The organism is Nocardia carnea, assembly GCF_029869215.1.
Lineage (GTDB): Bacteria > Actinomycetota > Actinomycetes > Mycobacteriales > Mycobacteriaceae > Nocardia > Nocardia carnea_B.
Genome location: NZ_JARWPM010000383.1, coordinates 1 through 24,885, shown reverse-complemented (window position 1 = coordinate 24,885; position 24,885 = coordinate 1). Strand labels below are relative to the sequence as shown.

At 68.1% G+C, this 24,885-nt stretch carries 21 protein-coding genes; 12 read left to right on the top strand and 9 right to left on the bottom strand.

All coding sequences use genetic code 11. The features are described from left to right. The first annotated feature begins 83 nt into the window (after positions 1-83). Together QH276_RS27720 and QH276_RS27715 are read left to right on the top strand one after the other, a co-directional pair. On the top strand, positions 84-1,214 hold the full coding sequence (locus QH276_RS27720) for an alkaline phosphatase family protein (protein WP_280401613.1): 1,131 nt from the start codon (positions 84-86) through the stop codon (positions 1,212-1,214). A gap of 120 nt (positions 1,215-1,334) precedes the next feature. Continuing rightward, the gene (locus tag QH276_RS27715) at positions 1,335-1,970 is read left to right on the top strand and encodes an MBL fold metallo-hydrolase (RefSeq protein WP_280401624.1); all 636 of its coding nucleotides are present in this window, start codon (positions 1,335-1,337) and stop codon (positions 1,968-1,970) included. Between the two features lie 56 nt (positions 1,971-2,026). Here the strand turns inward: QH276_RS27715 and QH276_RS27710 are convergent, their stop codons facing one another. Together QH276_RS27710 and QH276_RS27705 are read right to left on the bottom strand one after the other, a co-directional pair. Beyond that, positions 2,027-2,362, bottom strand: coding sequence for a hypothetical protein (locus QH276_RS27710; RefSeq protein WP_280401612.1), 336 nt, complete (start codon positions 2,360-2,362; stop codon positions 2,027-2,029). Positions 2,363-2,627: 265 nt separating this feature from the next. Continuing rightward, positions 2,628-3,035, bottom strand: a complete 408-nt coding sequence (locus QH276_RS27705) for a hypothetical protein (RefSeq protein ID WP_280401611.1) — start codon at positions 3,033-3,035, stop codon at positions 2,628-2,630. A gap of 194 nt (positions 3,036-3,229) precedes the next feature. Here QH276_RS27705 and QH276_RS27700 point away from each other — a divergent pair, with 194 nt between their 5' ends. The 7 genes from QH276_RS27700 to QH276_RS27670 all read left to right on the top strand — a co-directional run bounded on the left by QH276_RS27700 (position 3,230) and on the right by QH276_RS27670 (position 8,225). Next, entirely contained in the window at positions 3,230-4,597 is a 1,368-nt protein-coding gene (locus tag QH276_RS27700) for an acetamidase/formamidase family protein (protein ID WP_280401610.1), read from the top strand. 206 nt (positions 4,598-4,803) lie between these two features. Next, positions 4,804-5,670, top strand: coding sequence for an alpha/beta fold hydrolase (locus QH276_RS27695; RefSeq protein WP_280401609.1), 867 nt, complete (start codon positions 4,804-4,806; stop codon positions 5,668-5,670). Continuing rightward, the gene (locus QH276_RS27690; RefSeq protein WP_280401608.1) at positions 5,657-6,256 is read left to right on the top strand and encodes a TetR/AcrR family transcriptional regulator; all 600 of its coding nucleotides are present in this window, start codon (positions 5,657-5,659) and stop codon (positions 6,254-6,256) included. The genes QH276_RS27695 and QH276_RS27690 overlap by 14 nt, the downstream gene beginning before the upstream one ends. 64 nt (positions 6,257-6,320) lie before the next feature. Continuing rightward, positions 6,321-6,776, top strand: coding sequence for a nuclear transport factor 2 family protein (locus QH276_RS27685; RefSeq protein WP_280401607.1), 456 nt, complete (start codon positions 6,321-6,323; stop codon positions 6,774-6,776). Positions 6,777-6,855: 79 nt separating this feature from the next. Next, positions 6,856-7,560 (top strand): class I SAM-dependent DNA methyltransferase, encoded by a 705-nt coding sequence (locus tag QH276_RS27680; protein WP_280401606.1) that lies wholly within the window; start codon positions 6,856-6,858, stop codon positions 7,558-7,560. A 258-nt stretch (positions 7,561-7,818) separates the two neighbouring features. Further along, on the top strand, positions 7,819-8,043 hold the full coding sequence (locus tag QH276_RS27675) for a hypothetical protein (protein ID WP_280401605.1): 225 nt from the start codon (positions 7,819-7,821) through the stop codon (positions 8,041-8,043). Continuing rightward, a complete protein-coding gene (locus QH276_RS27670) occupies positions 8,025-8,225 on the top strand; it encodes a DUF6186 family protein (protein ID WP_280401604.1) in 201 nt (66 codons plus the stop codon). Before QH276_RS27675 ends, QH276_RS27670 begins: the two co-directional genes overlap by 19 nt. Positions 8,226-8,300: 75 nt before the next feature. On the opposite strand, the gene QH276_RS27665 is transcribed toward QH276_RS27670, so the two are convergent. From QH276_RS27665 to rplN, 5 genes are all read right to left on the bottom strand, one after another. Beyond that, positions 8,301-9,581, bottom strand: a complete 1,281-nt coding sequence (locus QH276_RS27665) for a Fic family protein (RefSeq protein WP_280401603.1) — start codon at positions 9,579-9,581, stop codon at positions 8,301-8,303. 212 nt (positions 9,582-9,793) lie between these two features. After that, complete coding sequence (locus QH276_RS27660; protein ID WP_014349101.1) at positions 9,794-9,979, bottom strand: type Z 30S ribosomal protein S14; 186 nt, start codon at positions 9,977-9,979, stop codon at positions 9,794-9,796. Between the two features lie 3 nt (positions 9,980-9,982). Further along, positions 9,983-10,546 (bottom strand): 50S ribosomal protein L5, encoded by a 564-nt coding sequence (gene rplE / locus QH276_RS27655; protein ID WP_280401602.1) that lies wholly within the window; start codon positions 10,544-10,546, stop codon positions 9,983-9,985. Between the two features lies 1 nt (position 10,547). Further along, positions 10,548-10,865: a 50S ribosomal protein L24 gene (gene rplX / locus QH276_RS27650; RefSeq protein ID WP_195055368.1), complete on the bottom strand. Its 318-nt coding sequence runs from the start codon at positions 10,863-10,865 to the stop codon at positions 10,548-10,550. Continuing rightward, entirely contained in the window at positions 10,866-11,234 is a 369-nt protein-coding gene (gene rplN / locus QH276_RS27645) for a 50S ribosomal protein L14 (RefSeq protein ID WP_014349098.1), read from the bottom strand. 326 nt (positions 11,235-11,560) lie between these two features. On the opposite strand from rplN, the gene QH276_RS27640 reads away from it, so the two are divergent. The 3 genes from QH276_RS27640 to QH276_RS27630 all read left to right on the top strand — a co-directional run bounded on the left by QH276_RS27640 (position 11,561) and on the right by QH276_RS27630 (position 16,120). Continuing rightward, complete coding sequence (locus QH276_RS27640; protein WP_348536662.1) at positions 11,561-13,579, top strand: M13 family metallopeptidase; 2,019 nt, start codon at positions 11,561-11,563, stop codon at positions 13,577-13,579. 157 nt (positions 13,580-13,736) lie between these two features. Further along, entirely contained in the window at positions 13,737-14,705 is a 969-nt protein-coding gene (locus QH276_RS27635; RefSeq protein WP_280401600.1) for an ABC transporter substrate-binding protein, read from the top strand. A gap of 41 nt (positions 14,706-14,746) precedes the next feature. Further along, positions 14,747-16,120: a SagB family peptide dehydrogenase gene (locus QH276_RS27630; RefSeq protein ID WP_280401599.1), complete on the top strand. Its 1,374-nt coding sequence runs from the start codon at positions 14,747-14,749 to the stop codon at positions 16,118-16,120. 292 nt (positions 16,121-16,412) lie between these two features. Here QH276_RS27630 and QH276_RS27625 read toward each other — a convergent pair whose 3' ends face one another. After that, the gene (locus QH276_RS27625) at positions 16,413-21,485 is read right to left on the bottom strand and encodes a non-ribosomal peptide synthetase (protein WP_280406948.1); all 5,073 of its coding nucleotides are present in this window, start codon (positions 21,483-21,485) and stop codon (positions 16,413-16,415) included. 41 nt (positions 21,486-21,526) lie between these two features. Next, entirely contained in the window at positions 21,527-24,823 is a 3,297-nt protein-coding gene (locus QH276_RS27620) for an amino acid adenylation domain-containing protein (RefSeq protein WP_280406947.1), read from the bottom strand. Between the last annotated feature and the right edge of the window lie 62 nt (positions 24,824-24,885).

Here is a 24,885-nt window from a genome sequence, read left to right as displayed (position 1 = left end):
GCCGCGGACGCGATCCGCGCACCCCGGTGGCGAGTCGATCGAGCCGGCCCGGTGACGCGTCGGATCCGGCACCATATGAGGCGATGCCGTACTCACTCGCCGATGTCCTGCCGTCCGTGGCCGCCTCGTTCGGATCGGATGGGGCGAACCCCCTGGGGATCGCACCCAACCGCGACGTGGTGGTCCTCCTGATCGACGGCTTGGGCGCCGAACTGCTCTCCCGGCACCGCGATCTCGCCCCCACCCTGACGGCCTGTACCGCCACCACACTCACCGCCGGGTTTCCGGCGACCACCTCCACCAGCCTCACCAGCCTCGCCCTCGGCGCCCCCTGCGCGACGCACGGCATCATCGGCTACAGCTTCGGCGTTCCCGGCCGGGACGGTATCCGGCTGTTCAATTCACTGCGCTGGCGGCTCGACGGTTCGACCGGTGACGACGCGCGCGAATCCCACCCACCCGAATCGATACAGCCGGGTACCAGCCGGCTCGAGGACCTCGCCGCCCACGGGGTCGAGGTGCATTATGTGGTTCCCGCCTATCAACGGACCTCCGGCCTCACTCGCGCGTCCTTCCGCGCACCCGGGACCCTGCACCCGGCGACCACACTGAACGAAGTACGCGACGGAATCCTGGCGGTCGCCGGTCATTCCGGCCCGGGTTCGCGGTTCGCCTACGCATACTTCCCCGATCTGGACAGCAACGGTCATCTGCACGGTCCCGAATCACCGGAAGCGCTGGCGGTGCTGCGCGAGATCGACGCCTTCGCGGCCGATCTGCTCACCGACCTCCCGGACACCTGCACGCTGCTCGTCACCGGCGACCACGGCATGGTGCACGCCGATACGGTTATCGACCTGGACTCCCGGCCCGGACTGCTCGACGGTGTGCGGCTGATCGCCGGCGAGGCGCGGGTGCGCCATATCTACCTCGGCAGTCCGGGCGCCGCAGCCGATACGTTCGACCGGTGGACCGGCGAACTGGCGGGCCACGCCCGGGTTGTCACGCGCGAGCAGGCACTGGACGAGCGCTGGTTCGGCCCCACCCCGCCCGCACCGGTGATCGCGAACCGGATCGGCGATCTCCTGGCGGTGGCCGAGGGCGGCACCGTACTGGTGCGACCGGAGCACGAACCGCTGGAATCGGCGATGGTCGGCCATCACGGCGCCTGGTCGGACGACGAACAACTGGTTCCACTCATCAGTTCGGTCTGAGAACCGGGAAACCTGGGCACCTTTCGCCACCCCGACCCTTGACCTGAACTAATGTTCAGGTTTTAGCGTCGTGTCATGCGCACCGAAACGACTCCGGAAACCCACCCCACCGAACCCACCCTGCGACAGGTCGCCCCCGACCTCTGGGAGACCCGGGAGTTCGTCGTCCCCGACGGACCCCGCACCCACGCCTACCTCTGGACTCCACCCTCCGGGCAGAACATCCTCTTCTACTCCCCCGGCAACGACCAGGATTTCGACGCACTCGCACAGCTCGGCGGGGTCGCCCGCCAGTATCTGAGCCATCAAGACGAAGCCGGCCCCATGCTGCGCGCCGTGGCCGGCCGTTTCGGCAGCCGCCTGTACGCACCGGCCGCCGAAGCCGCCGAGATCGGCGCACACGCACCGATCGATACCGCCATCTCCGCACGCGGCGTGGATGACGCAGACGTGGAGGCGATTCCCACCCCGGGCCATACACCCGGCAGCACCTGCTATCTCGTTCCCGGCCACGGCGGCCGCAGCTATCTGTTCACCGGTGACACCCTGCTGCGCTACCCCGATGGGTGGCGCGTGGGATACATCCCGGGCTACAGCGACAAGGACGGGTTGCATGCGGCCCTGGACACGCTCGCCACCATCACACCGGATGTGGTGGTCTCCAGCGCGTTCGTCGCCGGCGCACCGGGTTTCCACCACATCGAACGCGGGGCGTGGCAATCCCATCTCGACGAGGCCCGCGCGGCGCTCGCTTGACCGGCCACAGCGTGGCGCCGCCCGACCAGGATCGAGCGGCGCCACCGATCACCGGATTACGACACAGTGGTTACACCGATTCCGGGCGGGGCGGTCAGCGGCCGATCGATGATGACCGACAGCGTCGACCCCGGCGTCCGGGCGGCCCGACCGGCGTACTCGGCGAGGTTCTCGCCGAGGCGCTGCTTCGCCTCCGGCGTGAAACCGGGCGGCAGCGCCCCCAGGACGGGTCCCAGGTTCAGCGCGTCGAGCACGCGCGCCTCCGCATCGGTGAGGTGCACCGTCACCGCGTCCGGCCCCTGTTCGGTCGTCACCGCCGCGGCGGTTCCGCTACCGAATACAAGACAACCGATCGGCGCGGCGATGGCGATCAGTGGGGTGAGTGTTCTCACGAAAGATATCTCCTGAATTTCTCGAAACATGCTGTTTCACCGACGGATTCGATACCGAGGCAGTGCCACCGGCACGAATGGGGCGCCCAGGCCTGCTCCAGATGGACCGGAAGCAATGGCCGCCCCTTCTCGTCGGCGATTACGTCCGTCCACCCGGTCGAAGACGCCGACCGGCAGCGTTGCGCTATCTGCGCGTGGCAGATGAGCGCGGTTCCACAGCGGATTCAGTGCGGTGGGCGCAGAATCGGCTGCCCACCCCGGCCCGTCAGCGCCGGCAGACACAGAGACGCAGTAGCAGCTCCGCGCCTTTCACCCCCACATCCGGACCGGCGGCGAGCGACCGGGAAGACGACCTGCGAAATACCGCTCCGCCGAGCAGAAGACCGGCGAACAACAGGATTACGAGCGGGACATAGCCCGTCCGCGGGCGAACAGCTGAGGCCCGGAAGCACAGATGCGGGCAGTGCGCGGCCGGCCCGGCGGAATCCGACGACTCCGCTCCACCGGGAACCACTCGCTCCCCGACGACCGTCGACACCTGCAAAACCGAAACCCGTTCCACCGATGCGGCTTCCGAGTTCCTACCGTCCTTGACCTCGAGCGTCAGCACGACGGCGGCGAACACCAGCACGAGAACCTGCAACAGGTTCGGTGGCCGCCCGGGATGCCTCACAGCCGCCGATACTAGAGGCCGGTTCGACAACCGGGACAACCGGGACATTTCCGGCACCGGGAACAAGCCGGACACCTCGGCGACAGCAACTCGAGAGCGACCACTCCGGTAACCCGACACGAATAAGAAACAGGCACGAAACTTTGTCTCGATAACTTCCCGGATGCTCGACCAGCACAATCCGGAGGTGCCCCATGACCGATTTCCACGCTCGCCTAGCGGCCGAGACCCTCACCCGCGGGCTGGGCCGGCGCGGATTCCTCCGCGCCGCCGCCGCTGTCGGCGCCGTGGGCGCGGCCGCCGCGGCCACCTCCTGCGCCACCGAGACCGCCGCGAACTCCGTATCGGGCTCCTCGGCCGCGCTACCGTTCAGCGGCGGCGTGCCGATCCTGCAACCCGGCCAGGGCGATATCCCCGGCGACCACTACCTGCGTTCGGAAGTCGACCAGGTGCTGTGGGGGTATGTCCCGAACGTTCACAGCAAGGAAGTGCTGCGGATGAAATCCGGCGAGACCGTCACCATCGATGCCGTATCGCACGAGGGCATCCTGGAAGACCAGGGCCGTGACCCGGTGGAATATTTCGGGGCGAAGGGTGTCGCGAAAGGTGATGTGCTGGCCGACGCCGTCGCCATCGCCGCGGGCTACGACCGGACACCCCGGGATTTCGACAAGGACGGACCGCATATCGTCACCGGCCCGGTCTTCGTCGAAGGCGCACAGCCCGGTGATGTGCTGAAAATCGAGACGTTGACCGCGGTTCCCCGCGTGCCTTACGGCGTAGTGTCCAGCCGGCACGGTAAGGGCGCGCTGGCCCGGACGGCGAACGGTGAAGCCCCGGCCGGTATCTCGCTCGCGGAAGTGATGCCACCGGTAGCCACCGACCGCCGGCCCACCGGCGACCCGCGCGACTACGGCAACGTCTCCACCTTCACCGCCATCGAAGAAGGCCTGGGCGTGATGCCCTTCGGTGACGCGAAAGTCCGTTTCCCGCTGCGACCTTTCATGGGCATGATGGGCGTGGCCTTCTCCCCCGATGCCGATCCGAAAGCGGCCTCGGCCAATTCGATCCCGCCGACCCGCGGTGGCGGCAATATCGATATCCGCCTGCTCGGCGCCGGCTCCGCGTTCTACCTCCCGGTTTTCGCCGAAGGCGCACTGTTCTACGTCGGCGATCCGCATATGGCGATGGGCGACGGCGAGGCCGCGCTCACCGCGATGGAGGGTTCGCTACGCGGCACCTTCCGGCTCACCGTGTGCAAACCGGGATCCGGAGACGCGCCCGAGGTCGCGTACAAGTACCCGTTCGGTGAAACCGAGGAATCCTGGATCCCCATCGGCCTCTCCGATCCGGACGGTTCGCAGCACGGCCAGTCCAGCGACCTGAACATCGCCATGCGCCGCGCGGTGGTCAACGCCCTCGACTTCCTCGAACAGGAAAAAGGCATGGACCGCGCCACCGCCTACGCCTATCTCTCGGCCGCCGCCGATTTCACCGTCTCCCAGGTCGTCGACCGCACCGTCGGCGTCCACGGCCAGATCTACAAATCCCATTTCGCCTGATGACAACGGTTTTCTTCCGGTAGACCGCCCGGACGTGCGCCACCGGCGGGGCCCGAGTTCGTATCTCCGCGGCCCCGCCGTGCACACCCTGGACCGACGCACTCGCACGGCGCCCGACTCCCGACCCGAGCCGCATCGGCAGTCACCCGTAGACATACATACCGTATGTATGTGACGATGGTCTGCGAACCGACCAGGGAGGACTCATGTCGACCAGCGACGCACTCGGCCGCACCGCAATCACCGATCTGCCCGGCGGCCGGATCAGATACCGCGACACCGGGAGCGGGCCGCCGATCGTTTTCGTCCACGGACTGCTCGTCAACGCGGATCTGTGGCGCAATGTCGTTCCACCGATCGCGGCCGCCGGCTACCGCTGTCTCACTCCGGACTGGCCGCTCGGCTCCCATTCCATACCGGTGCCGGACGCCGATCTCACCCCCGTCGGCGTCGCCGGCCTCATCGCCGATTTCCTGGAGCGGCTCGACCTCACCGATGTCACCCTGGTCGCCAACGACACCGGCGGCGCTCTCACCCAAGTGCTGCTCACCCACCGGCCCGAGCGGATCGGCCGGGTCGTCCTCGCCGCGGTGGACTCCTACGACAGCTTCCTACCCCAGCCGTTCACCTTCCTGCCGCAGTTCGCCAGGATCCCCGGATCGGTCCGGCTCCTGACCGAACTCCTGCGTTTCCGGAGACTGCACCGCCTCCCGTTGGCGCTGGGCTGGTTGAGCAAACCCCCGATCCCACCCGCGACAGTCGATTCGTATCTGCGGCCCAGCCGTGAATCGGCCGCCATCCGCGCCGACCTCCGCCGTTTCCTCCGGCACGCGCGGCGCCACTACACGCTCGCGGCCGCGACCCGGTTCCCCGCGGTCACCGTGCCGGTACTGGCCGTCTGGTCCCGGGAGGACCGGCTGTTCCCGGTGTCCTACGCCGAACGCCTGGTCCGCGAGCTGCCAGACGCCACCCTCGACCTGATCGACGACTCCTACACGTTGATCCCCGAAGACCAGCCCGAGTTGCTCGCCGGACGAATCCTGGAGTTCACTCGGCTGCATGCCACGCCGTAGCCAGGAGGACCGTTCCCGCACCACCCGCACCGCGCTCGAACAGGCCGGCCGCCGGCTGTTCACCGAGCGCGGGTTCGCGGGGACCTCCGCGGAGAACCTGGTCACCGAGGCCGGGGTCACCCGGGGCGCGCTCCACCACCACTACGGCGATAAACGCGGACTGTTCCTCGCGGTGCTGGAACAGCTCGAAACCGAGATGACCACCGAAATCGAGCATGCCCTCGGCGCCGCGCCCCCCGAAGACATTCTCACCGCCATGGCCATCGGCCTGAACACCTTCTTGGAGATCTGCCAGCGACCGGAAACGATCCGTATCGCCTTGTTCGACGCCCCGGCGGTACTCGGCTGGCAGGCATGGCGCGAACTCGAGGCCCGGCACGGGCTGGGACTCATCACCGCCCAGCTCGAAAACGCCCGCGCGGCAGGTCTGATCACCGCCACCGCGGTCCCCACGCTGGCGCAGCTCATCCTGAGCGCCGTCTCCGAAGCCGGCCTGATCGTCGCCCATGCCGAGGACAAGGACACCGCCCGCAACCAGGCTCAGGAGTCACTCCTGCTCCTGGTCGGCGGCCTGCTCCGCACCTAGGCTCGGCGGCCGTTACCTCACAGGTAATCGTGCGAACTACCCCGATCGGCACAGAATCATCATCATGAACGCGCCAGAGACCCTCACCACCACCCGCAGCGTCGTCGAACAGTTGCTGAACACGATCGGAAGCGGCGATCCGGATGCCATCGCCGCGCTTTACGCCCCGGTCAGCGACTGGAAACTGAACTGGCCGGAAAGCGAACACGGCCGCCGGGCCACCCCTTGGATCCGGCACCGCTCCACCCGCGCCGACGCCGCCGCGCACTATCGCACGATCGCCGACCACCACCGTCCGGACGAGGTCGGTACCGTCATCGAACGCATCCTCGTCGACGGCCCGGACGCGGTGGTCCTCGGTGAGATCCGGCAGACCGCACGCACCACGGGACGCGCCTACCGCGCCCGTTTCGCACTCCACCTGACCGTCGAGAACGGTTCGATCACCCGCCACCACGTCTACGAGGACAGCCTCGCCGTCGCCCAGGCGTTCGCCGATACCGCCCCGACCACGCCGTGAGCCGGTCGGCCCCGGCCACCGCGAAACACTCGCGGAAATCCCGTTGCACGCCGTGTGGCGGCACACGCAGGATGGCACCGTGCCGGACTTCGCGGATTTCGACCGACGCCACTATCGCACCGTCGACATTGCCACGGGATACGACGGCTGGGCTCCCACCTACGAGCAGACCGTCCTCGACGAGATGGACCTGGCGCTGCTGAATCGTCTGCACCGGCCGCGCTGGGACCGGATCGGCCGCGCGGCGGACCTGGGCTGCGGTACCGGCCGTACCGCGGCATGGTTACGTGAGCGCAGCCCCGCCACCATCGACGGCATCGACCTCAGCGAAGGGATGCTCACGCGGGCCCGGGCACGTGGCGCCCACGCGTCCCTCACACTCGGCGACGTCCGCGCGACCGGGTTACCGAGCCGCTCCTACGATCTCGTCATCGCCTGCCTGATCGACGAGCACCTCCCCGATCTCGCACCGCTCTACACCGAAGCCCGCCGGCTCGCCGCCCGCGAGGGCGTTTTCGTCTCGGTCAGCTACCACCCCCAATTCATGATGGTGACCGGTATGCCCACCCACTACACCGACGCCACCGGCGAGCCGCTGACCATCTCCACCCACCTGCACCGCCTCAGCGATCACGTCACCGCGGGTGCCGCAGCGGGCTGGCAGCTCGCCGAACTCACCGAATCCGAGATCGACGACACCTGGACAGCCGCCAAGCCCAAATGGGCACACCTACGCGGCCACCCGTTCACCATGGCGTCGGTGTGGGTGCAGGCCGCAGAATAGTTCCCCCCGGGCGAGCCGGCGGCCGGCCCGGAACGCCGACGGTAGGCTGCGGGGCGTGGCAGCCGAACAGAGCCCGGCATCCCGCCGCCCCGGCTACGCCGGACCAGCTGGGCAGGCGCTGTCCTGGTTATCGCCACCCTCGGCGCCTGTACGCGCCCGTTCGACTGGCGGGCCACGGCATTGATCGCGGGTGTCACCGCCGCACTCCTGGTACCGACTCTCCGCCGGTCCACAGAACCGGCGCCGGCGGATCCGCGCTTGCGTTACGGGCTGCTGCTGTGGTGTCCGCTGGCGCTTGCCGTGGTGGGCTGGGATTTGTTCGCCCGATCGCGGCAGGCCAACTGGGACGTGCCGGATCCGGCCCATCCCACTCTGTCGACCCTGCTGGACCCCGTCCTCGAACAAGTGCCCGGACGCTGGGTGGGCTGGCTGGTGTGGCTCGCCCTCGGATACTGGCTGCTGAAATGGCCGGCCGCACGCTGATTCTCCTCGGTTTCGCCACCCTCGCCGCCGCAGGAGTGGCGGCACAGCTGTTCGCCCGCCACCACCCCGGCCACCTCATGACGTTCGATCGAACCCTGCGCGTACTTCAGCGATCTCGCTTGGTGCGAGTTCTTCTCCTCTGCGCCTGGGCCTGGCTGGGCTGGCATTTCCTGGCCCGCTGAGAACGGCTTGTATCCGGCGCACTGCACTTCGAGCGTGTCAGCTGCCGTCGAAAGCCCATCTCTTGGCAAAGTCTTTTATCGGGCCGTACGACGAGGAACCGGCCGTTCCGGCTGCGAGATATGGGTATCCCCCGCGGGACTGGCCAAGCGGCGCTCGAGTGCGGTGAACGCGTCGATCACCTCTGGTGACTCGAAAGCCCGGTTACGCCTGCCGACAGATAGCTGACGCAGAATTCCCGCGTCGACCAGTCTGTCGACGGCAGCATTAGCCGCGGGAAAGCTCCGCCCGATCAGTGATGCGGCGGTCGCGACCGTCAGGATCGGTGCACCCACCAGTTTCCCGAGAAGAAGGTCGAGCGCGGAGTTCGACCGGACCGAACCCAATCGCGCTCGCCAGTCTCTTTCCAGATCCAGGGCTTTCGCCTCGAAGGTACTCGCGTCCGCCGCCGCGCGAGTACAGGCCGCCGCGAACCGCGCGATCCAAGTATTCAGATCTTCGACAGCCTGCCTCGAATCGGCACTTCCGACATGACGGTATCGAGTCAGACCGTCGATATAGCTCTCACTCCACGTGGCCAGGACGAGCGACACCGGAGCTACCACCCGTGTCACCGCACCCCGGCGGCGCAGCACCATATGAATAAGTGCCCGGCCGGTCCGGCCGTTGCCATCGACAAACGGATGAATGGTCTCGAACTGAGCATGCGCGATAGCGGCCTGAGCAATGGCCGGTAGGTCGTCACTGTTGCAGAACTCGATGAGGTCGGCCATCAGCCGAAGCACGTACGCCGGGGGCGGTGGAACGAAATCGGCTGAGCACGGATTGAACGAACTCCCACCGATCCAGTTCTGTTCCGTACGCCACCGGCCACCGTGCTGAGCGATCCTCGTGCCGGCCAGTAAGCGCCGATGGACCTCGAGCAAAGCCTCCTCGGTGATCACGCCGCCGACGCCGACCGCACTGGTAGCCACCGCCATGGCATCGATATTCGCCAGCACTTCGGTGGCGGTCACATCGGAGCACTCGCCCTCCAGCTCACGCGCGGCCTCCGCCCGGAGCAGTCGGCGCGCCCCGATCTCGAGTCCCTCGATACGTGAGGAAGCAATGGCTTCCGCCCGCAGCAGAAGCCTGGACAGCGCCTCCGTTTCGACCAGCGCTTTCGCTTCCGCATCGAGCCGAGCGACCGCCAGTTCGGCATCGACGACATCCGCAGCCGTGTCAGCAGCAAGCACTACCCGACGGCCGGCCAAAGGATCGGGCAGGTACGCCCGATACACTCCGGCGCCCCGATCGCGCCGCGAGAGCCCGCCACCATCCAGATTGCCGGTCCAGTGGAGTTGCAGAAGCTCAGCCATATAACCTCCTTATTTGAGGTTAATACATAACCTTTAATAAGAACGGTCCTCATTCAGGCTTAGCGCGTGTTGATCGCGTTTCCGCGATCAAGGGGCGTGATCGTGAATTCGCGATCACACGACCACTTGAAAGCACGAAAAGGACCCGAGCCGGGGCTCGGGTCCTTTTCTGTGGTGTGAATCCCGGCCGGACGGCACCGGCCGGGATCAGCTCACCAGGAGCTCTTGTGCACGCCCGGCAGCTCGCCGCGGTGCGCCATCTCGCGCAGGCACACACGGCACAGGCCGAACTTGCGGTACACCGCGTGCGGCCGGCCGCAGCGCTGGCAGCGGGTGTAGGCGCGAACGGCGAACTTCGGCTTGCGGTTGGCCTTGTTGACCAGTGCTTTCTTGGCCATGTCTCAGTTCTCCTTGAACGGGAAGCCGAGGTGCTTCAGCAGGGCACGGCCTTCTTCGTTGTTGGTCGCGGTGGTGACAACGGTGATGTCCATACCGCGCGGGCGGTCGATCTTGTCCACATCGATCTCGTGGAACATCGACTGCTCGCTCAGGCCGAACGTGTAGTTGCCGTTGCCGTCGAACTGCTTGGGCGACAGGCCGCGGAAGTCGCGGATACGGGGCAGGGCGATCGAGACCAGGCGGTCCAGGAACTCCCACATCCGGTCGCCGCGCAGGGTGACCTTGGCGCCGATCGGCATACCCTCACGCAGCTTGAACTGCGCGATGGACTTGGTGGCCTTGCGGATCTGCGGCTTCTGGCCGGTGATCAGGGCCAGATCGTCGACCGCGCCGTTGATCAGCTTGGCGTCACGGGCGGCGTCGCCGACACCCATGTTCACCACGACCTTGACCACGCCCGGGATCTGCATGACGTTGGCGTAGTTGAACTCGTTGTTCAGCGCGTCCTTGATTTCCTCGCGGTAGCGCACCTTCAGCCGCGGCTGGATCTTCTCAGTGGTGGTCATATCAGATGTCCTTCCCGTTCTTACGGGAGATCCGAACCCGCTTGCCGGTTTCTTCGTCGGTGCGGTAGCCGATCCGGGTCGGGTTACCGTCGGAGTCGACAACCATCACGTTGGACACGTGGATGGGCGCTTCCTGGGTAACGATGCCGCCCGACGACGCACCGCGCAGGTTCGCGGAGTTCGCGACATGCTTCTTGATCCGGTTCACGCCCTCGACCAGGACCCGGTTCTCCTTCGGGAAGGCCTGGATGACCTTGCCCTTGGCACCCTTGTCCTTACCCGAGACGACGAGCACGGTATCGCCCTTGTGCACCTTCATTTAGAGCACCTCCGGGGCCAGCGAAACGATCTTCATGAACTTCTTGTCGCGCAGCTCACGGCCGACCGGGCCGAAGATGCGGGTGCCGCGCGGGTCGTTGTCCGCCTTGATGAGCACGGCGGCGTTCTCGTCGAAACGGATGTAGGAACCATCCGGACGGCGCCGTTCCTTGGTGGTGCGTACCACGACGGCCTTCACCACGTCACCCCGTTTGACGTTGCCGCCGGGGATGGCGTCTTTCACAGTGGCGACGATGACGTCACCGATACCGGCATAGCGGCGCGACGAACCACCGAGAACGCGGATGCAGAGAATCTCCTTGGCACCCGTGTTGTCGGCGACGCGCAGCCGCGACTCCTGCTGAATCACTTCAGCCTCCTCGACCTGGACGTAAAGCACGCCGGATTGCCGACCCGACGGGCATGGTCTGTTACCACCCGAACGCGCGCCTACCAGCGGTTTCGTCTGATCTACTCGATCAACCACCGGGGGTTCGCGGCCGAATCGCGGGCACAGGGCCCGCAGGCAACCGGTCAAGGATAGCGAATCCGCAGCTCGGGGAGAAATCGGGGTGGCGCGCAGCGTCCGCCGCGACGCCACCGGACCCCGCCGGTAGCCTCATGGGGCCGGTTCGCCTAGTGAGGTGCGGGTCCCGCATCGGGGAGAGGGTTCTGTTGAAGTCTTCGGATCGTCGGGTGGCGCTCGATCGCCGTTCGTTCCTGGTGGCGCTGGGGCTGGTGCCCGCGGCGGCGTGGCTGGTGTCCTGTTCGGAGGATGAGCCGGCGCGACTGGTGAGCGTGGACATGGAGGGCTCCGATCCGGCGATCCGGCCGCAGGACGATCTGTACCGGCACGTCAACGGGAAGTGGCTGCGCGAATACCAGCTGCCGCCGGACAAGACCTCCTACGGCGCGTTCAGCGAGGCCAACGATCGCACCGAGTTGCAGTTGCGCGAGATCATCGAGGGCATCAGCGACCCCGAGCCGGGGACCGAGGCCCAGCAGATCCGCGATCTGTACGACGCCCGGATGAATCTCGACGAGATCGAACAACTGGGGTTGACGCCGCTGGATTCGATGTTCGCCGAGATCGACGCCGCGAAGGACAAACCGGCCCTGGCCGAGGTGATGGGGCGGCTGCCGATCGGCGGGCTGATCGGGATCGGCGTGAGTATCGACCGCAAGGATTCCTCGGCCTATATCGCCTCGATCGGCCAGTCCGGGACCGGCCTGGACGAGCAGTACTACCGCGATCCGCAATTCGCCGAGGAACTCGCCGGGTACCGGACCTACCTGGAACGCCTCGCCAAAGGCGCGGATCTACCCGATCCGGCCGCGATCGCCGATCGGCAGCTCGCCCTGGAGACCCGGATCGCCGCCGCACACTGGGACAACGTGCGTAATCGCGATACCGAGTCCACCTACAACCGGATGACCTGGGCGGAAACCACCGCGCTGGCACCGGAATACGACTGGGATCCCTGGCTGGCCGGTATCACCGAGCGGCCCAAGGAATTGTTCGCGAATCTGGTGGTGAACCAGCCGTCCTTCGTCACCGAGGCCGGCAAGATCTGGGCGAGCACCGATATCGCGATATGGCGTGATTACCTCAAGCTGTCGGTATTGCAGACCTACGCGCGCTTCCTGCCCAAGGAGCTGTCCGACGCGAACTTCGATTTCAACGGCCGGCTCATGTCGGGTCTGCAGCAGCGGCCCGAACTCTGGAAGTCCGCGGTGGGCACGGTGGACAGCAACCTCAGCGAACAGCTGGGCAAGCTGTATGTGGAGAAGTATTTCCCGCCGGAGGCCAAGGAACGGGTCCAGGTCATGGTCGACGACCTGATGGCCGCGTACCGGCAGAATTTCACCGATTCGAGCTGGATGTCGCCGGAGACGCGCAAGGCGTCGATCGAGAAACTGGACAAGATCGGCCTGAAACTCGGCTACCCCGACAAGTGGGTGGACTATTCGACCCTGACCGTCACCCGCGGCAAATTGATCGAATCACTGCGCGCCATCAACGATTTCGAGGTGCGGCGGTCGTTCGATCGGCTCGGTAAGCCGGTGGACAAATCCGAGTGGAACGCTTCCCCGCAGACGGTGAACGCCTACTACTCCCCCACCACCAACGAAATCGTCTTTCCCGCCGCGTTCCTGCAACCGCCGTTCTTCGACAAGGACGCCCAGCCCGCGGTCAACTACGGTGGCGTGGGTGCGGTGATCGGGCACGAGATCGGACACGGGTTCGACGATCAGGGGTCGAAATTCGACGGCGACGGTAACCAGCGGGACTGGTGGACCCCCGCCGATCGCGCCGCGTTCGACGCCAAATCGAAGCAGCTCATCGACCAGTACAACGCGCTGGTCCCCGAAGGCCTACCGCCGGATCAGCATGTCAACGGGGAACTGACCGTCGGCGAGAACCTCGCCGATCTACGCGGCCTGCAGATCGCGCTGACCGCTTTCCGGCTGGCCGAGGAACGCGCGGGGGTGAGCGTCCCCGACTACCGCACGATGTTCCTGTCGTATGCCCGGATCTGGCGGTCGAAGATGACTCCGGAGGTCGTGGAACGCCTGCTCCAGGGCGATACACACGCCCCGGACGAATTCCGGGTGAACCAGGTGGTGCGCAATATCGCGGAGTTCTACCGCACGTTCGGTGTGGTGGAGACCGACGCCCTGTTCCTGCCGCCGGATCAGCGCGTCGAGTTGTGAGCCACGCGGGGAGCGGCCGGTCCGTTCCCCGCTGACCGCCCGGCGACCTACGGTCCGCCGGAAACTCGGTACTCACCAAACTTAGCCAAGCCTGTCCTATGCTTGGGTCGGCCCGCCCGGCATCACGCGGCGGTGGCCTGTGGACAGGAAGGGCGAGATGAGAACGGTGCGAACAGGAGGCCGGACGCGAACTGTTCTCGTCACGCTGGCCGGAATACTGGCTCTGCTGTCGGCCGGCTGCGGGGTTTCGGCGGAGGAATCGGCCGGGGGCGTCACGATTCCGCACGCGTTCGGCGAGACCGTGGTCGAATCGGCGCCCACGAAGATCGTGGCACTGGGCAATCAATGGCTGGACACCGTGCAGGCCTTCGGCATCGTCCCGGCCGGCTATATCGACAATGTCGCGACCATGGCCCGCCGGACACCGGCGTGGGAACCGGAATCGCTGCAGCAGGCCACGGCCTTGAACACCGGCGGTGATATCACCGAACAGGTGGCCGCGCTCGAACCGGATCTGATCCTGGCCGATCCGTTCCTCGCCGACCGGACCCGTTACGACCAGTTGTCCAAGATCGCCCCCACCCTGCCGGGGTTGTCGGACAAGGCCGCCGCACCGTGGCCGGATCTGGTGACCACCCTGGGCAAGGTACTGGGCCGGGAGGCCGACGCCGGCACGATTGTCGCGGATGTCTGGGCCCAGGTCGACGCCGTCGCCGCCGCGAATCCGGGGCTGAAAGGCACAACGTTCCTGAGCACCTGGCTGGCCGGGCCCACGCAGCTGATGGTCCTCAACGACCCCGAGGACGGGTCGGGCCAACTGTTCACCCGCCTGGGAATGACCATTCCGCAACACATCCGGGATATGCCCGCCAGCGGTGGCCGGGTTTCGCTGTCGCCCGAGCGGGTCGGCGAACTGACCTCGGATCTGCTGATCGCCGGGTATTCGGTGAATCAGGACGAGGCGTACCGGCAGCTGCCCGGTTACGGCGAGTTGCCCGCGGTTCGCAAGGACGCCGTCGTGTTCCTGGACAACGCCGATATCGGCGCCATCAACCAGCCGACGGTCCTGTCGCTGCCCTACATCCTGAAAGAGATCGAGCCCGCGCTGGTCAACGCGGCGAAGTAGCCCAGCAACACCACGGGCTCCGACCGGATACGGAGAAAGCCTTGTCCACCCGCACCCGGCACGGGGCGCTGCGGTATGCCCTGCGCACCGGCGTCACCTGCCTGATCATGCCGAACGGCGCCGTACTGCTGAATCCGCCGCACAACCGGAAGTTGACCGGGTTGTCCGCGGGCGCACGGGACGCGTTGAAAACGCTCAACCAGGGTCCGGCGCAGCTGTCCCGCCTCGATCCCGAGCCGGGGGGCGCGGTGGCCGGGCTGCTGAACCGGCTGGCCGGTGAGGGCTGGCTGGCGACCACCGTTCTCGACGGTGCGCGCGACCTCTACACCCTCCACCCGTTCACCACTCCCCCGCCGCGGCCCACGGGTCCGGCGCCCGCGCCCGGCGCGTTGTCGAAGTTCTCGATATTACGTCCCGATCCGGCGGGTTTCGTGCTCGAACACCCGCTGTCCTGGTGCGATCTGCGTATCTCGGATCCGCGGATCCTCGCGGTACTCGGCGGGCAGGATGCCGCGGAATCGGGTCTCGCGCCGGACACCCTCGCCCAATTGGCCGCGGATCTGCACTGGGGCGGGTTCACCGCCGACCCCGCGCGCGAAACCGGGCGGTTCACCACACGCAGTTGGAGTGCGCCCGACCTGTGGTTCCACCGCCGCAGCACACTCGGCCCGCGCACGATCACCTGGGAACATTTCGGACCCACGAAATGGGCGAAAGGGCGGTTCCCGCAACCCGATGCGCGCAAGCCCGCGTATCCGGGCACGCCGATACCGCTACCGGTTCCCGACCTCACCGCCTTACGCGCGGCCGACCCCAGCCTGACCACGGTCCTGGAGGATCGCACCTCCTGCCGCCAGTACGACGACGCCGCCCCGATCACTCTGGAGCAACTGGCCGAACTGCTGTACCGCACCGCTCGCACCCGCGAGGTGAAACCGGTCGGCCCCGGTGAGGAACTGCTGTCGCGCCCTTACCCCTCGGGTGGTGGGGTGTACGAACTCGAGGTCTATCCGGTCGTGCGCACCGCGGCCGGACTGGATGCCGGGATGTACCACTACGACTCGTTCCGGCATGCCCTGCACCGGATCGCCGAACCGGATTCCACCGAGGTCCACCGGCTGCTGAAATCCGCGTCGGCGACCCTCGTCGGCGGGGCGGAACCGCAGGTGGTCCTGCTGCTGGCCGCCCGGGCGGGACGGGTGATGTGGACCTACGAACAGGTGGCCTACGCCAGCATCCTCAAACATGTGGGGGTGCTGATGCAGACCGTGTACCTGGCCGGGACGGCGATGGGGCTCGGCGTCTGCGCGCAGGGGTTCAGCGATACCGCCGCGTTCGTGGCGGCTGCCGGGGTGGACGAGCTGGAGGAATGCGGGGTCGGCAGCGTCGTCGTCGGGACACCCGCTCGAAGTTGACCGGTCCCTCCAGCGCCAGGACGGCCGCAGCGATCAGGACGTTCGATACCGGCGCCACACCGAGCCGAGGCAACAGCGCGCTGTACCGGCAGACGACGGCGCGCGGGTGGTGGTCCCGAGCCCCGCGCCGGCCGCAATGACCCGGTTCGCACGCCGCACAGAGACGAACCCGCACGCCGGCGAATCGACCGGCACGCGGAATCATTGCGGCCTCTCGGGCCGCCTCCGTTTCGCGGACCGACGACCGCGTGCCCGGTGACCCCTCATCCGTCACCGGGCACCCGGCGTCCGATCAGCCCTGCGCCGACCAGGCGTTCTGCAGATTCTTCAGCGTGTCGGCGTCGAGTCCCGAGGCCGCCATCGGGGCGAGATGCTGCTGTGCACCTGCCGCCGATTCACCTTCCGGTCCGGGCGGATTCGCGATGAGCTCGTCCACTGCCGCGGCGAGATCGGCGATGGTGAAGTATTCGAACAACAGCTGCGGAGCCAGCGGCAGGCCCGCTTCGCCGGCGCGAGTGGCGAGCTGGATGGCGATCACGCTGTCGCCGCCGAGCGCGAAGAAACCGTCCTCGCGGCCGACCTCGTCGATTTCGAGGAGTTCGGCGAGCAGGGTCGCGATGGTCCGCTCGGTCTCGGTGAGCAGGGTGCCACCGCCCAGAACTGCCGGCTCGATCGGATCCTCATGGCGCACCACCACACGGCCGGTGTCCCAGCCGTCGGGCAGCACCCGCAGTTCGCGCACCGGGCGGTCGGGTTGGGTGGCGAAACATTCCACCACCCGCGCCAGCACATCGGCGAACACCGCACCGGTTTCCGGCTCGTAGAGATCGGTGTTCACCACCACGCGGGTGGTGAGGTCACCGTCGGTTTCCACGGTGTAGTCGAAGTGGATATCCATGAACGACACTTCGTACTGCTTGGCGATACCGGTCACCGTGGTCGTACCGTCGGCCGTGAAAGCGGCTGCCGGGGGCCGGTTCCGGAAATGCATCACCACCTGGAACAGCGGGTTGCGCGAGAGGGTGCGCGGCGGATTGATCGTTTCCACCAGCCGGTCGAAGGGAACGCCCTGCCGGGTGATCGCGTCCAGCGCAGCGTCGCGGACCCGGGAAAGCACCTCGCGCGGGGTCGGTTCGCCCGACAGATCGTTGCGCAGCACCACCATATTCGCGAACAGGCCGATCATCCGGTCGGTCTGTTCGTCGAGCCGGTTGGCCACCGCCGCGCCGATCGGCAGATCGTTGCCGGCACCCAGCGCGTGCAGGGTCACCGCGCTCATCGCCTGGCAGAGCATGAATTCGGTGGTTCCGGCGGCTTCCGCCTGCTGCCGGGCGCCCAGCCAGGTGGCGGCCGGTAGGCGCCGGGTGGCGCTCACACCGTGCCGGGCGAGTACCGCCGGGCGGGGATGGTCGTGCGCGACCGCGATCTCGTCCGGCATACCGTCGAGCGCGGTGCACCAGTAGTCCAGCAGTTCCTGGCCGTAGGCGCTCACCGCACCGTGTCCGGGGGCGCGATCGAAGATCTCCCGCTGCCAGATCGCGAAATCGGCGAACTGGATCTCCAGCTCCGGCCAGTCCGGTGCCGTTCCGTGCAGCCGCGCACGGTAGGCCGTGGTGAGATCGTCGACGAAGATTTCGCAGGACTGGCGGTCGGCGATGATGTGATGCATCAGGATCGAGAGCACATGGGTCCGCTCGTCGAGTACCAGCAGCCGTACGCGCAGCTGGATCTCGGTCGCCAGATCGAAAACGTAGGCCGCGTCCGCAGCCAGTTCCCGTTCCAGGAGTTCGGCCGGGTCCGCGCCGCCCTCGCGCAGATCGACCACCGGCATCGGTACCGGCGCGGGCGGTGCGATGTGCTGGTACGGGGTGCCCTCGTGTTCGGGGAAGGTGGTGCGCAGGGAGTCGTGCCGGGTGGCCACATCGGTGATCGCGGCGCGCAGGGCATCGATATCGAGCGGACCGTCGAAACGCACCGGGTAGGTGACGTTCTCGCCGTCGATCGCGCCTTCCATCCGGCGTTGTAACCAGTACATGCGCTGGGAGTAGTTCAGCGGGATACGCTCGGGGTGGTCGCGGCGCACCAGCGCGGGGCGCGGCGCCGGCCCGGCGGCGCCGGCCGCGGCCGAATCGCCGTCCGCCTCGTCGAAGCCGGCCATATCGTCGATATCGATGCCGAATTCCTTCAGGAATTTCGCGCCGATATACGCGGCCAGCCCACTGACGGTCGGGGTATCGAACGGCACCCGCATATCGAGTTCGAGGCCGAACTCCGCGCGGATCATGGAGATCAGGCGGGCGGCGAGCAGGGAATGCCCGCCCAGCGCGAAGAACGAATCGTCGGCGCCGATCTCGGCCCGGTCGAACAGGCGCCCGTAGAGTTCGGCGATCCGGCGTTCGGTGGGCGTCCGCGGCGCGCGGAACTCGCCGGTCACGGCCAATTCCGGGACGGGCAGGGCGCGCCGGTCGAGTTTGCCGTGCGTGGTGAGCGGGATCCGGTCGATCACCGTGTAGGCCGCCGGAATCATGTATTCGGGCAACCGCGCCGCCACCCGGGCGCGCAACGCGTCCAGGTCCAGTTCGGCGCCGGGCACGGGAACCGGGTAGGCCGCCAGGATCTGCCCCAGCGAGGGATGTTCGGTGACCACGACGACGGCATGTGCCACGTCCGGGTGGTTACTGATCGCGGCCTCGACCTCGCCGAGTTCGATCCGGTGGCCACGCACCTTGACCTGCTCGTCGGTGCGCCCGATGAATTCGATCATGCCGTCCGGGCCGCGCCGGCCGAGATCACCCGTGCGGTACAGGCGTTGCCCGGCCCGGAACGGATCGGCGACGAACCGTTCGGCGCTCAGTCCGGCCCGATGCAGATAGCCGCGGGCGAGCTGATCACCACCGAGGTAGATTTCGCCGACCACACCGTTGGGCACGAGTTGTAGCGCGTCGTCGAGCAGATACAGGTGGACATTGCGGTTCGGCCGCCCGATCGGGACGATGCCGGTGCCATGCGGCCCCTCCACCGGCATATGGGTGGAACACACCACGGCCTCGGTCGGGCCGTAATGGTTGCGCAGTTGCGCGTCGAACCGGGCGGTGAACCGGTCGGCCACCTCACCCGGCAGCGCCTCCCCGCCCACCGGCATATGCCGCAGCGTGGTCCAGTCGTTGATCTCGGGGAGCAGCAGGAAGGTGGCCAGCATGGACGGCACCATGTGCAGTACCGAGACCCCGTGCCGGGTGACCAGATCGGCCACATAGGGGATATCACGGTAGGCGTTGGGTTTCGGGATCACCACGCACCCGCCGACGTACTGGGTCACGAAGATATCCATCAGGGAGGCGTCGAAACTCACCGAGGTGGATTGCAGCACCCTGTCCGCGGGGGTGAGGTCCCACTCGGCGGCGAAACTGGCCAGGTGGTCGGCGATCGCCGCGTGCGGGACCGGAACGCCTTTGGGCTGCCCGGTGGAGCCGGAGGTGTAGATGACATACGCGATGTTGCCGGGGCGCAACGGCGCCTTCCGGTCGGTATCCGCCGGGTTCGTCGCGGGCAGGGTCGCGGCGGCGGCGACCGCCGCGGCGTAGCTGCTCTCGGTGAACCGGATCCGCGGCCGGGCGTCGTCGATCAGGTAGTCGATACGCTCGGCCGGGTACCCGGGATCGATGGGCAGATAGGCCGCACCTGATTTGAGAATCGCCCAGACCGCGACGACGAAATCCACCGAGGTGGCCAGCCCCACCGCGACGATATCCTCCGGACCCACACCCTCCGCGAGCAACCAGTACGCCAGCCGGTTCGCCCGGGCGTTGAGCTCGGCGTAGGTCAGTTCGATCTCGTCGGAGACCACCGCGAGCGCCGCGGGCGTCGCCGCGACCCGCTCCTCGAGTTGCGCCACCATCGTGGTGGGCTCGCTCGCGGCGAGGGGGCCGTGGGAGGCCGCGAGGACGGCGGCGCGGTCGGCGCCCAGGATATCGATCTCGGACAGCCGGCGCTCGGGTGTGTCCAGCACACTGCCGAGCAACTGGACGTAGTGGTCGAGCAGCTGGTCGACGGTGCGCTGGTCGAGCGCGTCCACCAGGTAGGTCGCCTCGACCCGGGTGCCCGAATCGTCGGCCACGATCATCAGGCCCAGTTCCTCCTGGGCCACCGCGCTGGCGAGCGGCAGCTCGGCGGCCCGCACACCGGGCAGGTCGAAACCGTTGACGGCGCCGCGCATCCCGAAACTGAGCTGGACGATCTGCGCCAGCCCGTCGCGGCCGGCCACCCGGTCGGGCCCGACCGCGCGCACCACCTGTTCGATACCCAGCCCTTGATGGGCGAACGCTCCGGTCGCGGTCGTGACAGTGGATTCGAGCAACTGGGCGAAGTTCGCGTCGCGCTCCGAAGTCGCGCGTATCATGACGTTATTCCCCAAGTAGCCGAGCCGCGCCGCGGCGCCGCGCCCGGAACGGTTCGTCACCGGCACCGAGATCAGGAAATCGGTGGCCGCGGTATAGCGCCGGATCAAGGCCTGGAAACCGGCCAGCAGCACCATGAACGGGGTCGCCGAATAGTCGCGGCCCACCGCACCGACGCGCTCCATCAGGTCGCCGGGCAGCGAGCGCACCCGCGTCTCGGCATTTCGGCTGTAGCCCGCGGACGGGGACCGTCCCGGTAGTTCGAGCCGGCTCGGCAGCGGCGTGAGCACCCCGCGCCAGTAGTCGAGATCGGCGGCGTCGGTTTCGGCGGCCCGGGTGCGCGCGGCGGCGATATCGGCGTACTGGACCGTCAACTCGGGTAGGTCCGTATCCCGGTACGCGGCGTTGACCTCGGCGAAGAACACCGGCCAGGAGTCGTCGTCCCAGGCGATGTGGTGCACGGTCAGGATGAGTACATGGCCGGCGTCGCCGGTGCGGACCAGGCTCGCGCGCAGCGGCGAATCCTGGGTGAGGTCGAACGGCCGGGCGAACTCCCGGCGGGCCAGCACCTCCACCCGCCGCTCCCGGCCGCTCTCCGGCAGCTCGGTGAGATCGTGGTCCTGCCAGGCCAATTCGGCGCCGACCCGGGACACCTGGTACGGCTCACCCGTATCGTCGATGTGATACGTGGTCCGCAGGATCTCGTGCCGCGCGACCAGCGTGGCGAACGCGGCCCGCAGGCGGGTGGCGTCCAGCTCGCCGCTGAGCCGGTAGGCGACACAGATGTTGAGCGTCGTATCGTCCGGGTCCAGCCGCTGGACGAACCACATCCGGCGCTGGGCGTCCGACAGCGGACTCGGGTCCGTACCGCGCCGCGCCGGTGGCGCCGGCTCGGCGGCGGTGATCGCCTGTTCCCCGAGCCGCTGCCGCAGTAGTTGTTTACGGCGCTCGAGAATATCGTCTGCCATGGCTTTCCTTCGGGAATCGCTGCGTGGGTGGAGGTTCGGGGTCAGGCGACCGAGTCGACGGCGCGCAGGTCGACCGGTCCGAGCGCGCGGATGAGCGCCGCCGTCGCGTCCTGCCAGATCGCGGTCAGCCGGTCGATATCGGTTTCGGTGAAAACGGCGTCGCTCCAGCGCAACAGGGTCACCAGCTGCGGGCCGTCCGGGGTGGGCCCGATACCGGCGAGCACGTCCAGGGCGCAGCGCAGACCGAAATCGGGTTCCGGTGCCAGCGGCAGATGTTCGACCAGTCCGCCCTCGGTGACCGGGGTCCACGGAGTACCGGAGCCGGTCATATCGACGCGCCCGAGATAGTCGAACAGGATCTGCGGCGCGGGTGCGGCGGCCAGGCCGGGGTCCGCGGCGAGGTATCGCAGGACCCCGTAGTCCAGGCCGTTGTTGGGTACAGCGGCCACCTCGGCCGCCACCGCGTCCAGCAGCGCCCGGACCTTGACCGGATCCTGGCCGGCCGCGGCGAGATCCACCGGCTCGGCACCGGCACCGAACCGCGCCGGGAACATACTGGTGAACCAGCCGACGGTATGGGACGTATCGATATCCGGACCGAGGAGCGCGTCCTCGCGGCCGTGCGCCTCCATCGCCACATACGCGCCGCCCGCCGGGTCCTGGCCGCGTTCGGCGCGCCAGGTCGTGAGCGTGACGACCAGGGTGGCGAGCAGGAATTCGCGCACTCCGGTCACCGCGGCGGGGCTTTCCAGCAGCGCGGTGGTGATCGCGGGCGGGGTCTCCACCCGGCGAGCCCGGTAGGACCCCCAGCCGTCCGTGGCCGGGTCAGGACGGCGGCTACCGAGGACGGGATCGGGCAGGGCCGACTGCCTGTACCAGTAGTCCCGCTGGGCCAGCACCTCCGGTAGCGACGCGCGGGCCCGCAGGGCGGCGGCGTATTCGCGATAGCCGGTGTGTTCGACCGGCGGGCGCAGGGCCGGGACCCGGCCGCGGGCGGCCGGCGCGGTGGTGAGCTCGGTCCAGCTCGCGGCGAGGTCGGCGCTGATCACGTACCAGGACACCGGGTCCACCGCGAGGTGATGGACGGTGAGCAGGAGCAGATCGGGTGCCTGCGCTCGGGTGATCCGGGTCGCGCGGACCAGGCCTCCGGCAGGCGGGTCGAGCAGTTCGGCCTCGGCCTGTGCCCGGGCCGCCACCGTCGCGGGCAGGTCCGGGCCGCCGGTGACGGTGGTGAGGATATCGGCCGCGGCCACGACACCTGGTTCCCGGGTGTACAACTCGTAGCCGGTGGCGGTTTCGGTGAACCGGGCGCGGAGCAGATCATGGCCGTCCAGCACGGCCTGGAGCACGGCCCGTAGCTGTTCGCCGGTGATCTCCGCGGGTAGCTCGAGCAGCGTGCTCAGCGAGAAGCGCCGGTAACCGCCGTATTCGTGCATCCAGGACAGGATCGGTACCGCGCCGACCGCGCCGTATTCGGCGGCCGCGGCCCGGGTCTCGCCGGTGTCGCCCGCATCGATACGTTCGGCCAGCTCGGCGATCGTGCCCGAGCTCAGGATCAGCCGCGGTGTCGCGCCGACACCCACCCGGCGCAGCCCGTTCACCAGTGACAGGGCGACGATACTGTCGAGCCCGAGTTCCAGCAGATCGCTGTCCACACCCGGTTGCGCGCCACCGGTCAGTTCCGCGACCACGGCGCAGATCGCGCGCTCGGTCTCGGTGCGCGGCGCACCGCTGCCGTCGCCGGCGAAACTCGCGGCGGCCAGCGATTCCAGCCGGCGCACATCGAGTTTGCCGTTACCGGTCAACGGCAGCACATCCATCGCCAGCACCCGCTGCGGCACCATATAGGCGGGCAGGTCGCGGCCGAGTTGCCCGCGCAGGCCGTCCGTCCGGAAGTCCGGTCCGGCGCCGGCCACGAAACCGATCAGCACGGTGCCGCTCGGCCGGCGGTACGGCAGCACCGCGGCCGCGTGCACCCCGGGCAACGCCGCCAGCACGGTTTCGATCTCACCGAGTTCGATGCGGTAGCCACGAATCTTCACCTGCCCGTCCGCACGGCCGATATAGGCGAGTTCCCCGGTGGCCGTCCGGCGCACCAGATCACCCGTGCGGTACATGCGCGCGCCGCGGCGGTACGGGTCGGCGACGAAACGTTCCGCGGTACCGGCGGGCCGGCCGACGTACCCGCGGGCCAGTTGCGCGCCCGAGAGATACAGCTCGCCGACCACTCCGCCGGGCACGGCCCGCAGCCGGGAGTCGAGGATGTATGCCGCGGTGCCGCTGGTGGGCAGCCCGATCACCGGCCCGGCCGACGTATCGCCGACGGCGGCGACCACCGCTTCCACGGTGGTCTCCGTCGGTCCGTAGCAGTTGTGCACGGCGGTCCCGGACAGCGCGGCCAGTTCCCGCCACAACGGCGCCCCGATCGCCTCACCGCCCAGTGCCAGCACCGCCAGCGGGACATTGCCGTGCGTATCGATCAAACCGGCGGCCGCGAGCTGCGCGAACATCGACGGCGTCGTATCGATCATGTCCAGTTCGTGGCGCCGGATACCGTGGGCCAACTGCTCGGCATCGCGCATCTCCGCCGCCCCGAAAAGGTGGACGGCGTGGCCGTCGAACAGTCCGATCAGCGGCTGCCAGGACGCATCGAAACTCAACGACCACGCATGCGCGATCCGCAGCGGGCGGCCCAGCCGAGCGGTGGCCGGCCGGTAGACGCGTTCCCGGTGGTCGGCGAAATAGGCGGCCAGCGCCCGGTGGGTGCCCACCACGCCCTTCGGCTCACCGGTCGAACCCGAGGTGAAGATCAGGTATGCGCGCTGGTCCGGATGGACCGGCATCGGGAAATCCGTGTTCCCGGGATCGGTTGCCGCGACCGCGTCCATATCCAGGACGACCGGCAGCGCGGGGAGATCGTCCAGTGCGCGGACCCCGGCGCTGGTCAGGATCACCCGCGGCTCGGCCTGCCGCAGAATCGATGCGATCCGCGCGGCCGGCAGTTCGATATCGATCGGTACGTACGCGGCCCCGGCGGCGAGCACCCCCAGGACCGCGATCACCGAATGCGCCGACCGAGGAAGCGCCAGCGCGACCGCATCTTCCGCGCCGATCCCGCGCGCGGCCAGCGCCGCTGCCACCCGGTATGCGGCCTCGGCCAGTTCGCGATAGGTGAACCGCTGGTCCGCGGCGGTCAGCGCGAGGGCGTCGGGAGTCTCCCGGACCTGCCGCGCGAAAAGTCCGGCGACACCCGCCCCCGGTACGTCGGTGGCGGGGTCGGCCCGCGGCCGCGGGTGTTGACCGGGGCGCCGCCCCAAAAGCGCGGGCCGGGCCGGCAAACCCCGATAGGGGGGCAGCCCCCCCCCCCCCGCCCCCCCGGCCGGCCGGTAGGGCGGGGGCC